The following is an 18191-nucleotide window of genomic DNA, read 5'->3' on the forward strand; positions in this document are numbered from 1 at the left end:
GTGATTCGCTTGAGAAACATGGTCGCAGTGATTGTCACGGCAGTCGCGCTGGGGGCGTCGCAGGCCCTGGCCGCCGCGCCGGTGGAAGCTGGCAAGGTGTACTCCGGTACGGAGGGCGAAGAGGTGGCCGTGGTGCCGCTCACGCCCCGTTCCGACAAGAAGTTCATCCTGCGCGTGAAGGGCACGGGCTCGGAGTTCGACGGCCTGGTGTTCCCCTACGAGCAGAACGACTGGAGCACCCGCAGCACCGAGCAGTTCAACTACAGCACCCAGTGGCACGGCCGGAAGTACACGGCCCTGCACGTACGCGACACGAAGTACGAGCTCTACGTGCCCGGCCGCCAGCGCCCCATCCGCCTGGCCTATGACGAGAAGAAGACCGCCGCGCTGAAGCCGGAGGAGGTCTACGCGCTGCACCAGAAGCAGATGAAGGACGGCACCCTGGCGAAGCTGATGGCCTTCGACCGCAAGGGCGAGGAGTCCGGCCACAACAAGGAATTTGCCGCCACCCTCCAGGAGATGAACAACGCGTGTGGCACGTCCGTGGCCGCCCGCATCGACTGGAGCAGCATCAACGAGGACCAGCTCAAGGAGCTGAGCATCTCCAGCTTCTGTGGCACCCCGCTGACCAGCCTCAAGGAGCTGTGCACCGCGTCCGCCATCGCGAAGCAGACCATCCAGGAGAAGGTGAAGCAGGTCAGCTGCCGCTTCGGCTCCGCGTTGGAACCCAAGATTGAAGCGGACCGCGTCATCTGGACGACCTCCCGCGACGCCTCCAATCAGGACAAGTTCGCCACCAAGTACTTCAAGCAGAACCTGTAGTCGGAGCCTTCACGATGCGATTCCAGCGTTTCGCCTTCGCGGCGATGTCTTTCGCGTGTACCGCCGCCATGGCGGCCGAGCCCATCCAGCCCCCCTGGGGCAAGGAGTCCAACCTCGGCGAGAAGATGATGTTGGAGGCCACGTCGGTGTGCACCGACGGCAAGGGCCACTTCGTGGCGCTCACGCCCGACGACGAGGACACCAACGCCGTCCTCTACTACGGCGATGAGAAGCAGTTCGTCCAGGTGCCTCGCCCCGGCCCCTACACGTCGGCCACGTCCTTCCTGGACCCGCGCTTCTTCAACAAGGGCGCGAACCCCAACTTCCGCGGCATCGACTGGCGGGTGATGTCGAGCGTGGAGATTGACCGCAAGGAGCGCACCTGCTCCCTGACCTGCGGTGAGAAGAAGATTCCTCTCACCATGCTGGACGGTGAGCCGGCCGCGGAGCTGCTGCGCAAGGCCGCCTTCCAGCCCAACCCGCAGAAGTTCGTGCCCTACGCGCTACTGCGTGACACCAAGGGCGCCTACTACTTCGTGGACCGTGGCTTCCACGAGGCGGAGAAGAAGAACTACCGCGTCTTCATCGGGCCGCGCGGCAACCTGAAGGCTCAGAAGATGACCAACGTCATCTCCGACTCCGAAGGTGAAATCTTCTCCACCAAGCGCGGTGACCTCCGCCTGCTGCTCGACAAGGCGAAGCCCGCCATGTGGATTGAAAACACCAAGCGCCGCCTGGAGCTGCGCCAGGTGCCCGTGGATGAGAACCTGCCGCTCATCTACAACGAGCTCGGTGTGTACGAAGGCGCCCGCCTGGGCACGCCCTGCGACGACCAGTAGCCGTCCGTCAGCACGAGGGCCGGGAGCCGGCGTCCCACGGACGTCTTCCCGGCCCTTCGTGTCTTTGGCGTCAGCAGCTCACGGACGCGGCAGCGACGCCTTCAACTGCGCCACGCTCGCCTTCGGCTCCCGCAGCGCGCCGTCGCTTGAGCCCGCCACTTCGACGCAGCGGGCCAGACAACGCACCGCGTCTAGCGCATCACACGCGCACGGCACTGAGGACTCTCGCCTGGAGTGCGAGCAACCCGCGCTCGTTGGACTTCCAATGACGTTCATCCGTCCACGCGGTGACATGCGCTTCGGCGGAGGGACACTGGGACGGAACTGGAAACGTGGCATGTTGCGCTCGCCATGGCCGTCAGCGTCTTCGACCTCTTCAAGATTGGAATCGGACCCTCCAGCTCGCACACCGTCGGGCCCATGCGAGCGGCGCGCATGTTCGCCCGGAAGCTGGCGGACACGGGCGTGCTGGAGCGGCTCACCCGGCTCAAGGTGGAGCTGTTCGGCTCGCTGGGCGCGACGGGCAAGGGCCACGGCAGCGACAAGGCCGTGGTGCTGGGCCTGATGGGCGAGACACCGGAGGCCGTGGACGTGGAGGCCGTGCCCGCCATCATTTCCCGCTGGCGCGCGGAAGGCCGCGTGGCGCTGCTCGGTCAGCGCGAGGTGACGTTCCGAGACGGCGAGCACCTGGTCATGCACCGCCGCCGCTCGCTGCCCTTCCATCCCAACGGCATGCGCTTCACCGCCTCCGGCGCGGACGGCGCGGAGCTGGCATCGACCGCCTACTACTCCGTGGGTGGCGGCTTCATCGTCGACGAGTCCGCCGCCGCGGCGGGCAAGGACCCGCTGAGCAAGGACACCACGCCGCTGCCCTTCCCTTTCCACTCCGCCGCCGAGCTGCTGGCCCACTGCGAGCGCGAGCGCATGAGCTTCAGCTCGCTCATGCTCGCCAACGAGAAGACCTGGCGCGACGAGGCGGAGATTCGCGCCGGGCTGCTGCGCGTCTGGGACGTGATGCAGGCCTGCGTGCGCCGTGGCTGCACCAGCGGCGGCATCCTCCCCGGTGGCCTCAAGGTGGAGCGCCGCGCCGCGGGCATGTACCAGAAGCTCATCAGCCGTCCCGAGGCCGGCCTCACCAACCCGCTCACCGTGCTGGACTGGGTGAACCTCTACGCCCTGGCCGTCAACGAGGAGAACGCGGCGGGAGGCCGCGTCGTCACCGCGCCCACCAACGGCGCCGCGGGCATCATCCCCGCCGTCCTGCACTACTACTGGCGCTTCGTGCCCGGCGCGAACGAGGACGGCGTGGTGCGCTTCCTGCTCACCGCCGGTGCCATTGGCGTGCTCTACAAGGAGAACGCCTCCATCAGCGGCGCGGAGGTGGGCTGCCAGGGTGAAGTCGGCAGCGCCTGCTCCATGGCCGCGGGGGCGCTCACGGAGGTCATGGGGGGCACGCCGCTCCAGGTGGAGAACGCGGCGGAGATCGCCATGGAGCACAACCTGGGCCTCACCTGCGACCCCATTGGCGGACTGGTGCAGGTGCCGTGCATCGAGCGCAACGCCATGGCCTCCGTGAAGGCCATCAACGCCACGCGCATGGCCCTCCACGGCGACGGGCGCCACTTCGTCAGCCTGGACAAGGTCATCCGGACGATGCGCGACACCGGCCGCGACATGAAGGACAAGTACAAGGAGACGGCGCGAGGGGGGCTGGCCGCCAACGTGCTGGAGGTGGCCAACCTGAGCGTGGGCCTTCCCGAATGCTGAGCCGCAACCAATCTCCGTCGTAGTCGTTGTGCTGTGCGTAGGTTGCGTGGGGCGCCGGACACGCTCTAAGACGCGCGCCAGGAGCGCGGCCATCCCAGGCCGCCTCCTGAGGACCCACTCCCCATGCTCAAGAAGATTCTCGTCGGCCTCGCCGCCGTCATCCTGCTGTTCGTCGGCTTCGTCGTCAGCCGTCCGGACACGTTCACCTATCAGCGCGCCGCGGTGCTCCCCGTGTCCGCGGACATCGCCTTCGCGCTGGTGAATGACTTCCGTCGCTGGACGGATTGGTCCCCCTGGGACGGTCTGGACCCGCAGCAGCAGCGCACCTACTCGGGCCCGGAGTCAGGCACGGGCGCGGGCTACGCCTGGGTGGGCAATGACCAGGTCGGTGAGGGCCGGATGACCATCACCGAAAGCAAGGCCAACGAGCAGGTCACCATCAAGCTCGAGTTCATCAAGCCCTTCGCCGCCACCAACACCTCCACCTTCGCCTTCAGCGCCGCCGAGGGCGGCACCCAGGTCGTCTGGGCCATGTCCGGCGAGAACAACTTCATGAGCAAGGCGATGAGCCTGCTCATGGACATGGAGGCCATGATTGGGAAGGACTTCGAGAAGGGCCTGGCGACCATGAAGGACGTCGCCGTGGCCGACGCGAAGAAGCGCGCGGAGGCTGAGGCCGCGCGCGTAGCGGAGGAGAAGGCTCGCGCGGAGACCGAGGCCGCCGCTGCTGCTGCCCCGGCCGGGGAAGGTGCTCCCGCCGTGGCCGCGCCCGCCGTGCCGTGATGCACGCCTGACGCCACGAGGTCCGAGCGCGCGGTGGTGGACACTGCCACGCGCGCGAGTGCCGACTCGCCGACGTCCCCCCAAGCCTCATCGCCTCAGGGTGGACGCGGCCAGCGTAGACGGCGCCTTCACCTCTCTCGTTGGCGACAGGCTCCCATGAAACTGCGCAAGCCCTCGGCGAAGACCCGGCCCACCACGCTCAAGAGCGAAAGCCTCGAACCCCACCGGATGCATGCGGTGGGGAAGGTCCTCACCACGGACCAGGGCATTCCCATCTCGGACACGGACAACTCGCTGAAGGCCGGCATCCGCGGCCCCACGCTCCTGGAGGACTTCCACTTCCGGGAGAAGATGATGCGCTTCGACCACGAGCGCATCCCGGAGCGCGCCGTCCACGCGCGGGGCGCGGGCGCCCACGGTTACTTCCAGGTCTACAAGTCGCTGGAGAAGTACACCCAGGCCCGCTTCCTCACCGACCCATCCCTGCGCACGCCGGTGTTCGTGCGCTTCTCCACCGTGGGCGGCTCACGTGGCTCGGCGGACACCGTGCGTGACGTGCGCGGCTTCGCCACCAAGTTCTATACGGAGGAAGGCAACTTCGACCTGGTGGGCAACAACATGCCCGTCTTCTTCATCCAGGACGGCATCAAGTTCCCGGACTTCGTCCACGCGGTCAAACCCGAGCCGCACAACGAAATCCCCCAGGCATCCTCGGCGCATGACTCGCTCTGGGACTTCGTCTCGCTCGTCCCCGAGACGACGCACATGATCATGTGGCTGATGTCCGACCGCGCCATTCCGCGCAGCTTCCGGATGATGGAGGGCTTCGGCGTCCACACCTTCCGGCTGGTCAACGCGGCCGGCAAGGCGAACCTGGTCAAGTTCCACTGGAAGCCGCTACTGGGCAACCACTCGCTCGTGTGGGACGAGGCCCAGAAGCTGTCCGGCAAGGACCCGGACTTCCACCGCCGCGACCTCTGGGAGTCCATCGAGCGCGGTGACTTCCCCGAGTACGAGCTGGGGCTGCAAATCATCCCCGAAGGCGACGAGCTCAAGTACGGCTTCGACCTGCTGGACGCCACCAAGCTGCTCCCCGAGGAGCTGGCGCCGGTGCAGCGCGTGGGCAAGCTGACGCTCAACCGCAACCCGGACAACTTCTTCGCGGAGACGGAGCAGGTGGCCTTCTGCGTGGCCAACGTCGTCCCCGGCATCGACTTCACCAATGACCCGCTGATGCAGGCGCGGCTCTTCTCGTACCTGGACACGCAGCTCACGCGGCTGGGCGGGCCCAACTTCGCGGAGCTGCCCATCAACAAGCCGGTGTGCCCCGTCACCAACCACCAGCAGGACGGCTTCGGGCGGCAGACCATTCCCACGTCGCGCGCCAACTACCACCCCAACTCCCTGGGCGGCGGCTGCCCGGTGCTGGCGAACCCCGCGAGCGCCTTTCGCCACACCCAGGAGCGCGTGGAGGGCCACAAGATTCGCGCGCGCAGCGGCAGCTTCAGCGACCACTTCAGCCAGGCCACCCTCTTCTACAAGAGCCTGTCGAGGCCGGAGCAGGAGCACCTCGTGGCCGCGCTCGAGTTCGAGGTTGGCAAGGTGGAGCGCGTGGAGATTCGCGAGCGCGTGGTGAACCAGATTCTGGTGAACGTTGACCCGGAGCTGGCCGTGCGCGTGGCGCGCGCCGTGGGCGTCACGCCGCCGAAAGCGACCAGGCCCCCCAAGCCGTCCAAGGCCGCGGGCAAGAAGGCGGCACCCTCGGTGGAAGTGTCCCCGGCGCTGAGCATGGAGAACTCGCCGCATGACTCCATCCGGACGCGGAAGATCGCGGCCCTGGTATCGGACGGGTTCGCCGGCAAGGAGCTGGACGGCGTGCGCAAGGTGCTGGAGGAGCGCGGCGCGACGCTGGAGCTGGTGGGCCCCACGCTGAGCCCGGTGACGAGCCAGGAAGGCCGGGAGGAGCGGCCCCTGCGGACCTTCTCCACGGCGTCTTCCGTCATGTACGACGCCGTCTACGTGCCCGGTGGAGAGAAGAGCGTCGCGGCCCTGCTGCGCGTGCCGCTGGCGGTGGACTTCGTGCGCGAGGCCTACGTGCACTGCAAGGCGCTGGCGCTCTCCGCGGACGCCAACACCCTGCTGGACGCCGCGGGCGTGCGCGACCTGGAGGCGCCGCCGAGCAAGGGCCTGGACGCCACGCGCGGCGTCGTCCGCAGCGCGAAGGTGGAGACGAAGGGCTTCGGCCAGCTCTTCACCGAGTCCATCGCCCGCCGCCACTGGGAGCGTGAGGCCCCGCCCCCGGCGTAGCTCAGCCGCCTGAGCCCATCCGCCCCGCGAGCAGGCCCAGCACGAAGGCCAACACGGCCAGCAGTCCCGCCCAGACGGGCGGGACGCCCTTCGCGGAGGCGGAAGGGCTCGCGACGCGCACCGCGCCCGCTTCCTCGGGGACGATGACGCGGACCTTGATGACGGCCTGGGTGAGCACGGCCTCGACGTCGGTGAGGAAGCGCTCATACTCCTCGGCCTGCATCTCCAGCGGCTCGCCGTGGTGAAGCGCGTACCGCTTCGCCACCGCCTCGAAGTTGCGGAGCTGGGCCTCACGCTTGGACACGTCCACCCAGCCACACGTCAGCGAGGTCCCCGCGCCCTTGCGAGGCACCAGGGAGATGGCCTGCCGCGCCAACTTCCCGCCCGCGGTACTGGGCCCTTCCGGCTCGTCGATGCGCAGCACCCGGTGAGGGCCGCGGCCATACATCTTCGTCGACAGCGCGTCGCGGAGCTGCTCGGCCAGCAGCGCCGAGTGGTTCGCGAACATCGTCCGCAGCGCTGGAGCCTCTTCCGCGGCCACCACCTTCGCGCCCAGGGGCTCCAGCGGACTCAGCCGCACCACGCCCACGCTGGCGGGGGACGCACTGGCCTTCGGCGGGCTGGCGCGCTTCTCGGGGGCGCTCGGGGCCTTCGCCTCCGGGCCTCCGCGCGGCCTGGGAGGTTTCTGAGGCATGACCTCCGTGTGGACTTCGGCAGGCGGCGCTGGAGGCTCGGTCCGCGCGCTCCTGGCGGCACTGCGTGAGCGCCCCGCCCGGGCGGGCCTCGCGTCCGGGACGGGCCCCATCCGCGTCTCCAGCGCGGGAGGCTCCAAGGGGGGCAGGTCCTCCTCGTGGGAGAAGGACTCCACGGGGCCCATGCGCGTTTCCTCGAAGCGGGGCTCCACGGGCCCCATGCGCGTCTCCTCCGGGCGCGTGAAGAGCGGAATGTCCCGCGTCGCGTCCTCGTCCTCTTCCGGGGCGATGCGTGGCTCCTCGGAACGCCCCGGGCGACCGGGCCGCCTCTTCCCGTCAGACATGTCCGTCCCTCTCCCAGGCGAGCATACTTCAAGGCCGGGCCGGCGCCCCTTCACGGACGCCTCCCAGCCTTCACCGCCCTGGATGCCGCGGACTCAGGCCCCCGGCGCCGGGGCCGGCGTCTCGCCGCGCGGCAGGACGGCCTGCATCACCAGGCTCAGCGCCACCACCAGCGCGCAGCCGATGACGTTGAACCAGAGGTAGCCCACGTCGGAGAGGAAGAAGAGGGCAATCACCGTCGCCTGGGAGATGACGGCCGCCGCGAACACGGCATGGCCGCGCACGTGTTTCACGAAGAAGGCCACCAGGAAGATGCCCAGCACCGTGCCGTAGAAGATGGAGCCCAGGATGTTCACCGCCTGGATGAGGTTGTCCAAGAGCGACGCGAAGGTCGCGAAGCCCACCGCGACGACGCCCCAGAACACAGTGAACAGCTTCGACGCCACCAGCACGTGCCGGTCAGAAGCGTTGCGCTGGAAGACCCGCCGGTAGAAGTCCACCGTCGTCGTCGTGCCCAGGGCCGTCAGCTCGCTGGCGATGGAGCTCATGGCCGCGGAGAGGATGACGGCGATGAGCAGGCCGAACAGGCCGCTGGGCAGCCAGCGCTTCACGAAGGAGATGAAGATGTAGTCGGAGTCCTTCGTCTCCGCGCCCGGCAGCGCGCGGGACACCAGGTCCTTGGCCTCCTTGCGGACGGCGCTCGCCTCCTCCGCGCGGCCCTGAAGCAGCGCCCGCGACGCCGCCCCTGCCGCCACGTCGCCTGAATCGACGGCCGACAGGTAGCGCTCCACTTCCGCGCGCTTGCCGGACTGGACCTGCTCCCACTTCGACTCCAGCGCGGCGTACTCGGCCGCCTGGGCCGTGCCCTGCACGCGGGTGCGCAGCGCCTCGTTGAAGAGCAGCGGCGGCGTGTTGAACTGGTAGAAGGCGAAGACGAGAATCCCGACGAAGAGGATGAGGAACTGCATCGGGATTTTCAGCACGCCGTTGAAGAGCAGCCCCAGCCGGCTCTCGGAGATGGAGCGGCCGGAGAGATAGCGGCCCACCTGCGACTGGTCCGTGCCGAAGTACGACAGGGACAGGAACAGTCCTCCGGTGATGCCGGACCAGAAGTTGTAGCGGTCCTGCATGTCGAAGTCGAAGCTGACCACGTTCATCCGGCCGAAGGCACCCGCGACGTCCACCGCCTTGCCGAACGACACGTGCTCCGGCAGCCGCCAGACGATGACGATGGCGGCCACCACCATGCCGCCCATCATCACCACCATCTGCTGCTTCTGCGTCTGGCTCACCGCCTTGGCCCCGCCCGTCACCGTGTAGAGGATGACCACCGCGCCCATGACGATGACGGTGGGCTCCAGCGGCCAGCCGAGAATGGCGGAGAGGATGATGGCGGGCGCGTAGATGGTGATGCCAGCCGCGAGTCCACGCTGGATGAGGAAGAGGAAGGCGCCCAACAGCCGCGTCTTCAGGTCGAAGCGTGACTCCAGGTACTCATAGGCCGTGATGACATTCAGCCGGTAGTAGATGGGCACGAAGACGGCGCTGATGATGATCATCGCGATCGGCAGTCCGAAGTAGAACTGCACGAAGCGCATCCCGTCCTCGTAGGCCTGCCCGGGGACGGAGAGGAACGTGATGGCGCTGGCCTGTGTGGCCATCACCGCCAGGCCGATGGTGGGCCACTTCAGCTCGCGGCCGCCGCGCAGGTACTCGTCGCTGGTGGCCGTCCCTCGGGACTTCCAGAGGCCCCACGCCACGATGAACGCGATGGTGCCACCAAGCACCATCCAGTCGAGCCCCGTCACGAATACACCTCCGTGAGCACCCAGCCCAGGGCGAGGAACAGGACGAAGGTGCCCAGCACCAGGATGTAGATGTTGCGCCACGAGCCCAGCAGCGGCGGCGCGTCATCGAGCTCGGGCCGGGGCGCGGGGACCTCGGCGGAAGGCTCACTCGGATTCAGATGGGGGGCAGTGCTCATTGAGAGAGGATGTTGGCCAACAGGCGGTAGGCGCCGGGAACGCCGGCGGGAAGCTGACGGAAGAAAGCGAGGCCCGTGTAGATGAACGTGCCCTTGCCATGGCGAGCGACCAGCAACGCGCCCTGAAGCGGTGCCTCGCCAGCATCGTGCATGGCGAACACGGGCTGGTAGCGAGCGTCCCATGACGACGCGAAGTAGAGGCCGCGCTCCTGCACCCAGCCCTCGAAGTCCGCGGCGGTCAGCGCATTGGGCGCGCGCAGCAGCGGCTCATCAGCGCGGAGCGGTGTCATCACCGCCGTCTCATCCGTCACCCGGTCGCGGCCAATCTCCAGCGGATAGGGGCCTACGAAGGACGTGAGCGGCCCCACGCGGCTGTTGGTGTTGTACTGCACCACCAACCGGCCGCCGCCTTCCACGTACTGGAGCAGCCGCTCCCGGTGGACGGCGAGGTGCGTGTTGGCGTTGAAGGCGCGCACGCCCACGAGGATGGCGTCGAAGCGCTCCAGCTTCTCCTGGGCCAGCCGCTCCTCCGGGAGCAGCGTCACCTCGTAGCCCACCGCGCTCAGGCTCTCCGCGACGCGGTCGCCCGGCCCGGGGATGTAGCCGATGCGCTTGCCCTTCGTGGCCAGGGAGAACGGCACCACCGTAGCCGTGGAGGGCTGGCGCACCGTCAGCGGCGGGATGTGGGGATAGGACACGGAACGGGCACGCCAGGACCAGGCGCGGTCCCCCATGTCGACATTCACGGAGAGGTCACCCTTCCGCGTCGAGCCCTGAGGCGGCGTCACCTGGAAGGTGATGGTGTGCTCGTCTCCGCGCGCCTCGAACTTGAACGCGACCGCCGAGGGCTCCACGCGCCAGCCGGGCGGCGCCACCATTCGCACAATGCCCAGCACCTGGTCCATCCCCGCGGCCAGCACCACCGGCACGGCACGGGACTCGCTGTTGGGGAACATGAGCACGTCCTGCGCCAGCGTGGCGGTGACGGGCGGGACGACCTCGAAGTCACGGTAGAGCTCGCCGCGCACCGGGTCCGTCCAGACGTAGACCACCGGACGCACCGCGCGGAAGCGCCGGCCCGCGACCTTGTATTCGAACGCCACCGACAGCGCGGGAACGCCCTCTGGCTGGCCGGTGAGCGCGCGGTCCTCGCCCTCCAGCGTGTAGAGCCCTCCCGTGACGGGCTCGCGGAGCCAGTAGGGCGTGGAGATGGGCGCCGTCGTCGGCAGCGTCACCGTGCGCGACAGCTTCAACGGCACGTTCGCCCCCAGCGCCTTCCCCACGGCCTCGGGTTTCTCGCCTGGCAGCGTCAGCCCCACCCACTCGACAGCGGCGGGCGAGCGGTTCAGCGCCACCACGTCCAACGCCACGGGCAACCCCGGGATGCCCGTGGGCGCGGCGGCACGCACCTCCAGGAACAGACCCGCGCAGGCGGCGATGAGCGCCTCCGTCTCCCGCAGCTTGGGCGCCTTCCACGGATGGGTGTCCGGCAGCGCGGTCAGCGCCTCGTGGACGCGGACGAGCGCGGGAAGGGAGCGGTGGGGGGCGCGCGCATCGAACGCCTTCGTCGCGGCGGCCACCGCGCGGGACACGGCCTCGGAGCCCTTCCAACGACTCCAGGAGAAGTCGAGCCCCTCGAACACGTCGCGCTTCGGCAGCGTCCCCGCCAGCGGCGTGAAGTACTCCGTGCTGGGGCCTCGGTCCACGGCCTGGCCGAAGCCCTGGCTCTTGTGCTGGCTGCGGCTCTCCGCGGACACCTCGCCCCATGAACGCCCGAGCAGCGCGTCGTAGCCGCCCACCTCCAGCTTCACGTAGCGGGACAGGTCCTCATCGGGTTTGAACCACCATTGGGAGGCGTTCTGCAGCAGGCGGTCCGCCTTCCATGGCTTCACCTCGGAGAGTTGCTCGGGGAAGCGCTTCGGGTCGGCGGCGGCGATGAAGGCCTCCGCCGCGAGCTGCGCGGAGGCCGTGTGGTGGCCGTGGTTTGGCGGCTCCGTGGTGAAGCGGGTGATGATGACGTCTGGCTGGAAGCGGCGGATGGCGAGCACCACGTCCGCCAGCACCTCTTCATGTCCCCAGATGCGCAGCGCCTCTTCCGCGCTCTTCGAGTAGCCGAAGTCCCGCGCCCGCGTGAAGAACTGCTCCGCGCCGTCCACGCTCCGCGCGGCGAGCAACTCGTGCGTGCGGATGAGCCCTAACAGGGCGTCCTGCTCGGTGCCGATGAGGTTCTGCCCACCATCGCCGCGCGTCACGGACAGGTAACCCGCGCGCAGGCCGCGCTCTCCCACCAGCCACGCGAGCAAGCGCGTGTTCTCGTCGTCCGGGTGGGCCGCGACATAGAGGACACTGCCCGTCACACCGAGCCGCTTCAGACCCGCCGCGATTTCACCCGCATGGAGCTGCCGAGGAGGCTGCGCCAACGCCTTCGACCCGATTCCAAGGCTCATGGCCAGCGTCATTCCGAGAAGCAGGTTCCGCATTCGGGCGGACCCTATAACAAGCCTCTCCCCTGCGCGCGGCTCGCGTTCGCCCCGGGATGACACACGCCGTCACGGCCGCACATGACGTGCAAGCGTGCACTTCCGGTGGCGCGCCCGCCGCGACCTGTTATCACGGCATGCCGTGACGTCCCCGTTCTCGACCGCGTGGCTTCGCGGAGATGCGTCCGCGCTCTCCTTCCTTCCCGACGACTATCGACACCGTGAAGCGCGCGCCCGGGCCGTGGCCGCCGCCGCGTCGCGCGCGGTGTCGCCCGCGTTGCTGGACGTCCTCGGCGCGCAGAACGCGCGCCTCGCGCCCAGCCCCGCGCGGGAGCGCAACCTCGCGCTGCTCGCGAAGCCTGGCACCGTGGCGGTGGTGACGGGGCAGCAGATGGGCCTCTTCCTGGGGCCGCTGTACACGCTCTACAAAGCCGCATCCGCCATCGTCACGGCGCGCGCGCTTCAGGAAGAAACTGGCCGGCCCTGTGTTCCCGTCTTCTGGCTCCAGACGGAGGACCACGACCTCCCTGAGATTGACCACTGTGTCATCCCACGTCCGGGCGGAGGGCCCTGTCGCCTGGCGCTCGAGCTTCCGGATGCAGCAACGTCTCGAGCGCCCATCGCCCACCGCCACCTTGGACCGAGCGTCCTCCCCGCCCTGGCCACCCTCCGCGCCGAGCTGGAAGCAGAACCCCATGCGGAGGAATTCCTCTCCCTGCTGGAGCGGGCTTACCGCCCTGAAGCCACGCTCGCGGGAGCCTTCACCGACGTCCTGTCCTCTCTCTTCGCCGACGAGGGACTCGTCTTCCTCGACCCGAGAGACGCACGACTGGCGCCCCTCGCCGCGCCCGTGCACCGCTTCGCCCTCCAGGAAGCGGGGGCACTCTCCTCGGTGCTCGCGGCCCGAGCGGAGGCGCTCACCCGCGCGGGCTACACGGTGCAGGTCCATGTCCGTCCGGGCTCGCCGCTCAGCTTCTTCTCACCCGATGCACTCGATGGCCCTCGCTACCGGCTGGACCCGGCGGAAGCGGACGCCTGGAGTCTGGTGGGTCACCCGGAAAGCAGCGCCATCACCCAGGACGCGCTGCATGCCGCCCTGGAGCGAGAGCCGCTGCGCTTCACCACGTCCGCGCTGCTGCGCCCCCTCCTCCAGGACACCTGGCTCCCCACGGCCGCGTATGTCGGCGGCCCGGGCGAGCTGGCCTACTTCGCGCAACTGGCACCGCTCTACGCGCACGCGGGACGTCCGATGCCACTCGCCATTCCCCGGGCCCGCTTCCGCGTGCTCGATGACCGCGCGCGACGGTGGCTGGGCAAGGTGGGGCTCCAGCCGGATGAGGTGAACGTGCCGCGCGACGCGCTGCTCACGCGGCTGGCCACGCGTGATGCCCCGGAGTCGCTGGAGACACCCGAAGCCCTGGAGGCCCGCCTCTTCGGCGCATTCGCCTCCGAGCTGGAGCGCGTCGCCGGGCAGGTGTCGGCGGTGGACGCGAACCTCCAGGACGCGCTGCGCCGCACCCAGGGCACGGTGCGTGTCGCGGTGTCCCGGCTGACGGGCCGTTACCGCCGCGCGCTCGCCCGGCGTGATGCCACCGCGGCCGAACAGGTGGACCGCCTGCGCACCTTCCTCTTCCCGGAGGACGCGCCCCAGGAGCGAATCCTCGGGCTGCCCTACTTCGCCTGCCGCATCGGGACGCGTGCGTTCACGAAGAGGGTGCTGGACGCGTGTGTCCCCTTCTCCGGTGACTCGAAGGACCTGACGCCATGAGCGCGAACGGCACCGCCTACGGCATCGACGTCCTCGCCTTTGGCCCCCACCCGGATGACGTGGAGCTGTTCTGCGGCGGGCTGCTGGCGAGCATGGCCGCCCGTGGCTACCGCACCGGCATCGTCGACCTGACGCGCGGCGAGAAGAGCTCGCGCGGCACGCTCCAGTCCCGCGCGGAGGAGACGGAAGCCGCCACCCGCGCGCTGGGGCTGGCCCACCGGGAGAACCTGGAGCTGCCCGACGGCTGGCTCAATCCGTGGGCGGGCTTCGACACGCCCGAGCCCGAGCGCGCCCGCACCGCCGCCGTGGCCCGCGTGGTGGAAGCGCTGCGCCGCCTGCGTCCGGAGCTGGTCGTCGTGCCCTGGGAGCAGGAGCGCCACCCGGACCACGAGGCCGCCAGTGCGCTGGTGACGCGCGCCCTCTTCTTCGCGGGCGTGCGCAAGTTCGACGCGGAGCCCGCCGCGGAGCCCTTCACGCCGCGGCAGGTCCTCTACTACCCGATGCGGCACCTGACCGAGCCCAGCGTCATCGTCGACGTCTCCGCCGTCTATGAGCGCAAGCTGGCGGCGGTGCACTGCTATGCCAGCCAGGTACTGCCCCGTCCGGACGCCCCGCCCACGCTGGTGGGCTCACCGCTGTCGGTGTCCTCGCTGGAAGCCAGGGATCGCTTCCATGGCGCGCAGATTGGCGTCACCCACGGCGAGCCCTACATCCTCCGCGAGGCGTTGGGACTGGCCGACCCGCTCGACCATTTTCGCAGGAATAGCTTCGCCAAGCCCCTGTTCTTCCCGTCACGCACATGAACGCCCCGCTCAACGTGGCCATCACCTGCTTTCCAACCTTCGGTGGCAGCGGCATGGTCGCCACGGAGATTGGCCTTGCGATGGCGGACCGGGGCCACCGCGTCCACTTCATTGCTCGGGACCTGCCGGTACGCCTCCATGGCGCGAACCGGAAAGTCGTCTTCCACGAGGTGACGGAGAGCGACTACCCGGCGCTCCAGCAGTCCGGCACCTATCCCATCGCGCTGGCCTCCAAGATGATCGAGGTCGCCAGCTACGAGCGCCTGGACATCCTGCACGTCCACTACGCGGTGCCCCACGCCACCGCCGCGTGGATGGCGCGCGAGGTGCTGGGCCACAAGGCGCCGCGAGTCGTCACCACGCTGCACGGGACGGACACCACGCTGGTGGGAATCGACCCCAGCTACCTGCCGATTACGCGCTTCTCCATCACGCGAAGCGACGCGGTGACGGTGCCGTCGGCCTACCTGCGCCGCGCGACGTGGCGGGGCTTCGACATTCCCGAGAGCGTCCCCATCGACGTCATCGCCAACTTCGTGGACACCGCCCGCTATGCCCCGGTGCGAGACCGCGCCTGCCTGCGCGCGCTCTTCCCCGCCCTGCGTGACCACGAGCCGGTGCTCATCCACGTCTCCAACTTCCGGCCGGTGAAGCGCATCACCGACGTGGTCGCCATCTTCACCGAGGTCCACCGTCACCGTCCCTGCCGCTTGGTGATGGTGGGAGACGGTCCGGAGCGCTCGCCCGCGGAGCGGATGCTGCGGGAGATGGGCCTGGAGGGCCGCGTCGCGTTCCTCGGCAAGCAGGACCGCTTCGAGGAACTGGTCGCCGCCTCCGACGTCTTCCTGCTCCCCAGCGAGCAGGAGAGCTTCGGGCTCGCCGCGCTGGAAGCGCTCAGCTGCGGCATTCCCGTGGTGGCCAGCGACCTGGGCGGAATCCCGGAGCTCGTCACGCATGGGGAGACGGGCTTCCTGGCGCCGCTGGGTGACGTCCCGGCCATGGCCCGGCACGTGCTCACATTGGTCGAGGACGCGGAGCGTTGGCAGGGCTTCTCACACCGCGCGCGGGCACAGGTCCTGGAACGCTTCCAGAAGGAACCCGCCATCGACCGCTACGAGGCGCTCTACCGCCGGCTCCTGACGGGGCCCCTCCGTCGCTGAGGAGCCCCGGGAGCGGCTGGCTACTTCTTGTTCTTCCACTCCGCCAGCGCCTTGGAGACCTGGTCACGGTAGAAGAAGTTCTTGTCCTTCTGCCCCAGGTCCCACGCGGTCTGCGCGGCCTTGCGGGCCTCGCTGTACTTGCCCATCTGCGACAGGACGCCCGCGCGAACCCAGTGGTTGTACCAGGTGCCGTTGGCGGCCACGGCCGCGTCGGCGTGCTTCAGCGCGGCGGCGTAGTCCTTGGTGGCCTCCGCCACGTAGGAGGCGGCGCTCACGTGCATGCCGGCAATGCCCTTCTGCGCGTCCTCGATGTTGGCCTTCGCGATGGCCGCCGTGTCCACCGTGATGGGGACGGAGACGCGCAGCTTCTCCCACTCCAGGTCCAGCCGCGTGCTGTTGTCCGTGGTGTCGGTGAAGAGGTACGTCAGGCGCTCACGCGACGGAATCTCCGTGGTGGTGGCGCTCACCGAGGCCACGTCCTTGGAGGTGTCGTAGGGCGCGCCGCCCCGCCACAGGCCCAGGTCCGTGTTCAGCATCACCTTCCAACCCTTCTGCGAGGGCAGGCTGACGATGGCGTAGGAGCCCGCCGGAACGGCCTTGCCGCCGAAGGTGACAGGGTGGCTGAAGGTAATCTTCGTCGCCGAGTTGGCGCCGCTGCGCCAGGCCTTGTCATTGGGGACCAGCTCGCCCCAGACCTTCCGGCCCTTCACCGCGGGGCTGGAATATTCGACGGAAATCTCGGAGACGCCCACCTCCTGCGTCACCTTCGCGGCGGGGCTGGAGGCCGGCAGTTTGAGCTGAGCCAGCGCGGGCATCGCCGACAGGGTCATGAGCGCGGAGGCCATACAGCTGAGAAGCTGGTTCTTCATCGTCCTCACTTCGTCCTTTCCGACCCGGAAGGGTCGCAGAGCCGGCGGAGTGTATAGACGAGGTCTCGCTCCACCTCACGTTCCACCTTGGCCTGCACCGCGTCATGCGGCGACCTGCCAGGGAGGGGCTCGGGCGCCCCCTACACACGAAAGGAGGTGGACATTCCGTGACATTGCGCGATTCCCCCGCGCGTCCACACTGGCCATGCTGCGCGCCGAGGAGGCCCATGAAGCTCACGCGGCTCGAGGTCCATCACTACCGGAACGTCGTCCCTGGCACCTCCCTGGTGTTCAGCCCGTCGTACAATCTGGTGCTGGGGGAGAACGGCACCGGCAGGACGACGCTGCTGGAGCTCATCTCCACGGTGCTCGGCTCGGACTTCTCCGGCCGCATCCACGAGCCGTTCGCGCTGGAGTACGACCTGGCGTTTCCGGGCATGAAGCTGCACGTCTTCGTCCGGAACGAGGAGAACGCGCCGGCGCCGGACACGGAGGCACCGCCGAGAAAGGGCTCCGCGCTGATGCCGCTGCGCACGCCCGCGCTGGACTCCTCGCTGCACCCGCGCATCGAAGTGGACGTGCAGCTCCATTCGCCGTCGGCCCGGTTGGTGATGCGTGCGGACGCGGCGGGCATGGACTGCAAGGTGGACGGCGAGGCCGTGTGGTCGCGGAGCATGCACTGGTCGCTGCTGGACCGGTCGGTGTGGACCCTGCTGTTCATGACGGCGCAGTACATCGACGCGGGGATGAAGGAGCGGCTCAAGGAGCTGCTGCGCCGCACGTTCCTGCTGGCGCCCCAGCGCTTCGATGAAGCGCTGGGGATGTTTGAACGCATCGGCGCCATCCGCTACGCCATGGAGGTGCGGGACGGCGAAGTGTTCCCGCTGGGGTTGATGGCGCTGCCCACGTGGATGCCGGGGTGGCTGCGTGAGCAGATGGAGCAGCCAGCCGTTACGGACGTGCTGGAGCTGACGCACGACGCGCGCGAAGGCAGCTTCCTGGCGAAGTTCGTGGCGCTGGCGGGCTTTGAGGCGGGCCGCTTCCGCGTGGAGGTGCTGGAGAAGCGGTCGTTCGAGAACGGCGGGCGCGTGGGCTTTGGGGGCTTTGGCTTCGAGTTCACGCGGCGCGATGGCCGGGTCCTGACGCACGAGGCGTTGGGCTTCGGGCAGAAGCGGCTGCTGTCACTGCTCTATTACCTGGACGTGAACGAGGACTTCGCCATCGCGGACGAGCTGGGCAATGGGCTGCATCCGCGCTGGGTGGAAGCGAGCATGCGAGAGCTGGGGGCACGGCAGGTATTTCTCACCAGCCAGAATCCGCTCCTCTTCGAGCACACGCTGTTTCCGTCCGCCGAGGCACTGAGGGCGTCGCTCCTGCTGTGTGGCAACACGCGAGAGGACGGACCGGAGCGCATCGCGTGGAAGAATCCCACACACGAGGTCGCGGGCCGGCTCTTCGACGCGCACGGGCTGGGCGCACACCCGCTGGCGGAGCTGCTGCGCCAGCAGGGCCTGTGGTGAGCCCCAACCATCGGCACCTCCCCGCGGGCGCGCGTGTCACTGGCGGGTGTCCCCG

Annotated in this window: 14 protein-coding genes; 9 read left to right on the forward strand and 5 right to left on the reverse strand. The window is 68.9% G+C overall.

Annotated elements, in window-relative coordinates:
• The first annotated feature begins 18 nt into the window (after positions 1-18).
• The 5 genes from FMQ63_RS14110 to FMQ63_RS14130 all read left to right on the forward strand — a co-directional run bounded on the left by FMQ63_RS14110 (position 19) and on the right by FMQ63_RS14130 (position 6518).
• Positions 19-822, forward strand: a complete 804-nt coding sequence (locus FMQ63_RS14110; RefSeq protein ID WP_225909516.1) for a hypothetical protein — start codon at positions 19-21, stop codon at positions 820-822.
• Between the two features lie 14 nt (positions 823-836).
• Positions 837-1661: a hypothetical protein gene (locus FMQ63_RS14115; protein WP_011556129.1), complete on the forward strand. Its 825-nt coding sequence runs from the start codon at positions 837-839 to the stop codon at positions 1659-1661.
• 351 nt (positions 1662-2012) lie between these two features.
• Positions 2013-3428: an L-serine ammonia-lyase gene (locus FMQ63_RS14120; RefSeq protein ID WP_011556130.1), complete on the forward strand. Its 1416-nt coding sequence runs from the start codon at positions 2013-2015 to the stop codon at positions 3426-3428.
• 123 nt (positions 3429-3551) lie between these two features.
• Positions 3552-4211, forward strand: coding sequence for an SRPBCC family protein (locus tag FMQ63_RS14125; RefSeq protein ID WP_011556131.1), 660 nt, complete (start codon positions 3552-3554; stop codon positions 4209-4211).
• 156 nt (positions 4212-4367) lie between these two features.
• Positions 4368-6518, forward strand: a complete 2151-nt coding sequence (locus tag FMQ63_RS14130) for a catalase (protein ID WP_011556132.1) — start codon at positions 4368-4370, stop codon at positions 6516-6518.
• Between the two features lies 1 nt (position 6519).
• On the opposite strand, the gene FMQ63_RS14135 is transcribed toward FMQ63_RS14130, so the two are convergent.
• The 4 genes from FMQ63_RS14135 to FMQ63_RS14150 form a co-directional block, all read right to left on the reverse strand.
• Complete coding sequence (locus FMQ63_RS14135) at positions 6520-7554, reverse strand: hypothetical protein (protein WP_026114180.1); 1035 nt, start codon at positions 7552-7554, stop codon at positions 6520-6522.
• Between the two features lie 93 nt (positions 7555-7647).
• Positions 7648-9360 (reverse strand): sodium:solute symporter, encoded by a 1713-nt coding sequence (locus tag FMQ63_RS14140; protein ID WP_011556134.1) that lies wholly within the window; start codon positions 9358-9360, stop codon positions 7648-7650.
• Complete coding sequence (locus FMQ63_RS14145; protein ID WP_011556135.1) at positions 9357-9536, reverse strand: hypothetical protein; 180 nt, start codon at positions 9534-9536, stop codon at positions 9357-9359. Before FMQ63_RS14145 ends, FMQ63_RS14140 begins: the two co-directional genes overlap by 4 nt.
• The gene (locus FMQ63_RS14150) at positions 9533-12016 is read right to left on the reverse strand and encodes a PIG-L family deacetylase (RefSeq protein ID WP_026114181.1); all 2484 of its coding nucleotides are present in this window, start codon (positions 12014-12016) and stop codon (positions 9533-9535) included. The genes FMQ63_RS14145 and FMQ63_RS14150 overlap by 4 nt, the downstream gene beginning before the upstream one ends.
• A 94-nt stretch (positions 12017-12110) precedes the next feature.
• Here FMQ63_RS14150 and bshC point away from each other — a divergent pair, with 94 nt between their 5' ends.
• The 3 genes from bshC to bshA are packed head-to-tail and all read left to right on the forward strand — an operon-like array spanning position 12111 to position 15747.
• Positions 12111-13784, forward strand: a complete 1674-nt coding sequence (gene bshC, locus FMQ63_RS14155) for a bacillithiol biosynthesis cysteine-adding enzyme BshC (RefSeq protein WP_011556137.1) — start codon at positions 12111-12113, stop codon at positions 13782-13784.
• A complete protein-coding gene (gene bshB1 / locus FMQ63_RS14160) occupies positions 13781-14587 on the forward strand; it encodes a bacillithiol biosynthesis deacetylase BshB1 (protein ID WP_011556138.1) in 807 nt (268 codons plus the stop codon). The genes bshC and bshB1 overlap by 4 nt, the downstream gene beginning before the upstream one ends.
• Entirely contained in the window at positions 14584-15747 is a 1164-nt protein-coding gene (gene bshA, locus FMQ63_RS14165; protein WP_011556139.1) for an N-acetyl-alpha-D-glucosaminyl L-malate synthase BshA, read from the forward strand. Before bshB1 ends, bshA begins: the two co-directional genes overlap by 4 nt.
• A gap of 20 nt (positions 15748-15767) precedes the next feature.
• On the opposite strand, the gene FMQ63_RS14170 is transcribed toward bshA, so the two are convergent.
• Positions 15768-16592 carry a DUF2911 domain-containing protein gene (locus FMQ63_RS14170; RefSeq protein ID WP_216608899.1) on the reverse strand — a complete coding sequence of 275 codons (825 nt, stop codon included), beginning with the start codon at positions 16590-16592 and terminating at the stop codon, positions 15768-15770.
• Positions 16593-16843: 251 nt separating this feature from the next.
• On the opposite strand from FMQ63_RS14170, the gene FMQ63_RS14175 reads away from it, so the two are divergent.
• The gene (locus tag FMQ63_RS14175; RefSeq protein ID WP_026114182.1) at positions 16844-18136 is read left to right on the forward strand and encodes an AAA family ATPase; all 1293 of its coding nucleotides are present in this window, start codon (positions 16844-16846) and stop codon (positions 18134-18136) included.
• Positions 18137-18191: the final 55 nt, after the last annotated feature.

It is taken from the genome of Myxococcus sp. CA005 (assembly GCF_006518205.1).
GTDB classification, from domain to species: domain Bacteria; phylum Myxococcota; class Myxococcia; order Myxococcales; family Myxococcaceae; genus Myxococcus; species Myxococcus xanthus.

What these genes read in the sequence shown, in the direction of transcription:
- bshA (WP_011556139.1), top strand. Translation starts at nt 14,584, where the DNA reads ATGAACGCCCCGCTCAACGTGGCCATCACCTGCTTTCCAACCTTCGGT.
- FMQ63_RS14175 (WP_026114182.1), top strand. Translation starts at nt 16,844, where the DNA reads ATGAAGCTCACGCGGCTCGAGGTCCATCACTACCGGAACGTCGTCCCT.
- FMQ63_RS14125 (WP_011556131.1), top strand. Translation starts at nt 3,552, where the DNA reads ATGCTCAAGAAGATTCTCGTCGGCCTCGCCGCCGTCATCCTGCTGTTC.
- FMQ63_RS14150 (WP_026114181.1), bottom strand. Translation starts at nt 12,016, where the DNA reads ATGCGGAACCTGCTTCTCGGAATGACGCTGGCCATGAGCCTTGGAATC.
- FMQ63_RS14130 (WP_011556132.1), top strand. Translation starts at nt 4,368, where the DNA reads ATGAAACTGCGCAAGCCCTCGGCGAAGACCCGGCCCACCACGCTCAAG.
- FMQ63_RS14120 (WP_011556130.1), top strand. Translation starts at nt 2,013, where the DNA reads ATGGCCGTCAGCGTCTTCGACCTCTTCAAGATTGGAATCGGACCCTCC.
- FMQ63_RS14115 (WP_011556129.1), top strand. Translation starts at nt 837, where the DNA reads ATGCGATTCCAGCGTTTCGCCTTCGCGGCGATGTCTTTCGCGTGTACC.
- FMQ63_RS14145 (WP_011556135.1), bottom strand. Translation starts at nt 9,536, where the DNA reads ATGAGCACTGCCCCCCATCTGAATCCGAGTGAGCCTTCCGCCGAGGTC.
- FMQ63_RS14135 (WP_026114180.1), bottom strand. Translation starts at nt 7,554, where the DNA reads ATGTCTGACGGGAAGAGGCGGCCCGGTCGCCCGGGGCGTTCCGAGGAG.
- bshB1 (WP_011556138.1), top strand. Translation starts at nt 13,781, where the DNA reads ATGAGCGCGAACGGCACCGCCTACGGCATCGACGTCCTCGCCTTTGGC.
- FMQ63_RS14110 (WP_225909516.1), top strand. Translation starts at nt 19, where the DNA reads ATGGTCGCAGTGATTGTCACGGCAGTCGCGCTGGGGGCGTCGCAGGCC.
- FMQ63_RS14170 (WP_216608899.1), bottom strand. Translation starts at nt 16,592, where the DNA reads ATGGCCTCCGCGCTCATGACCCTGTCGGCGATGCCCGCGCTGGCTCAG.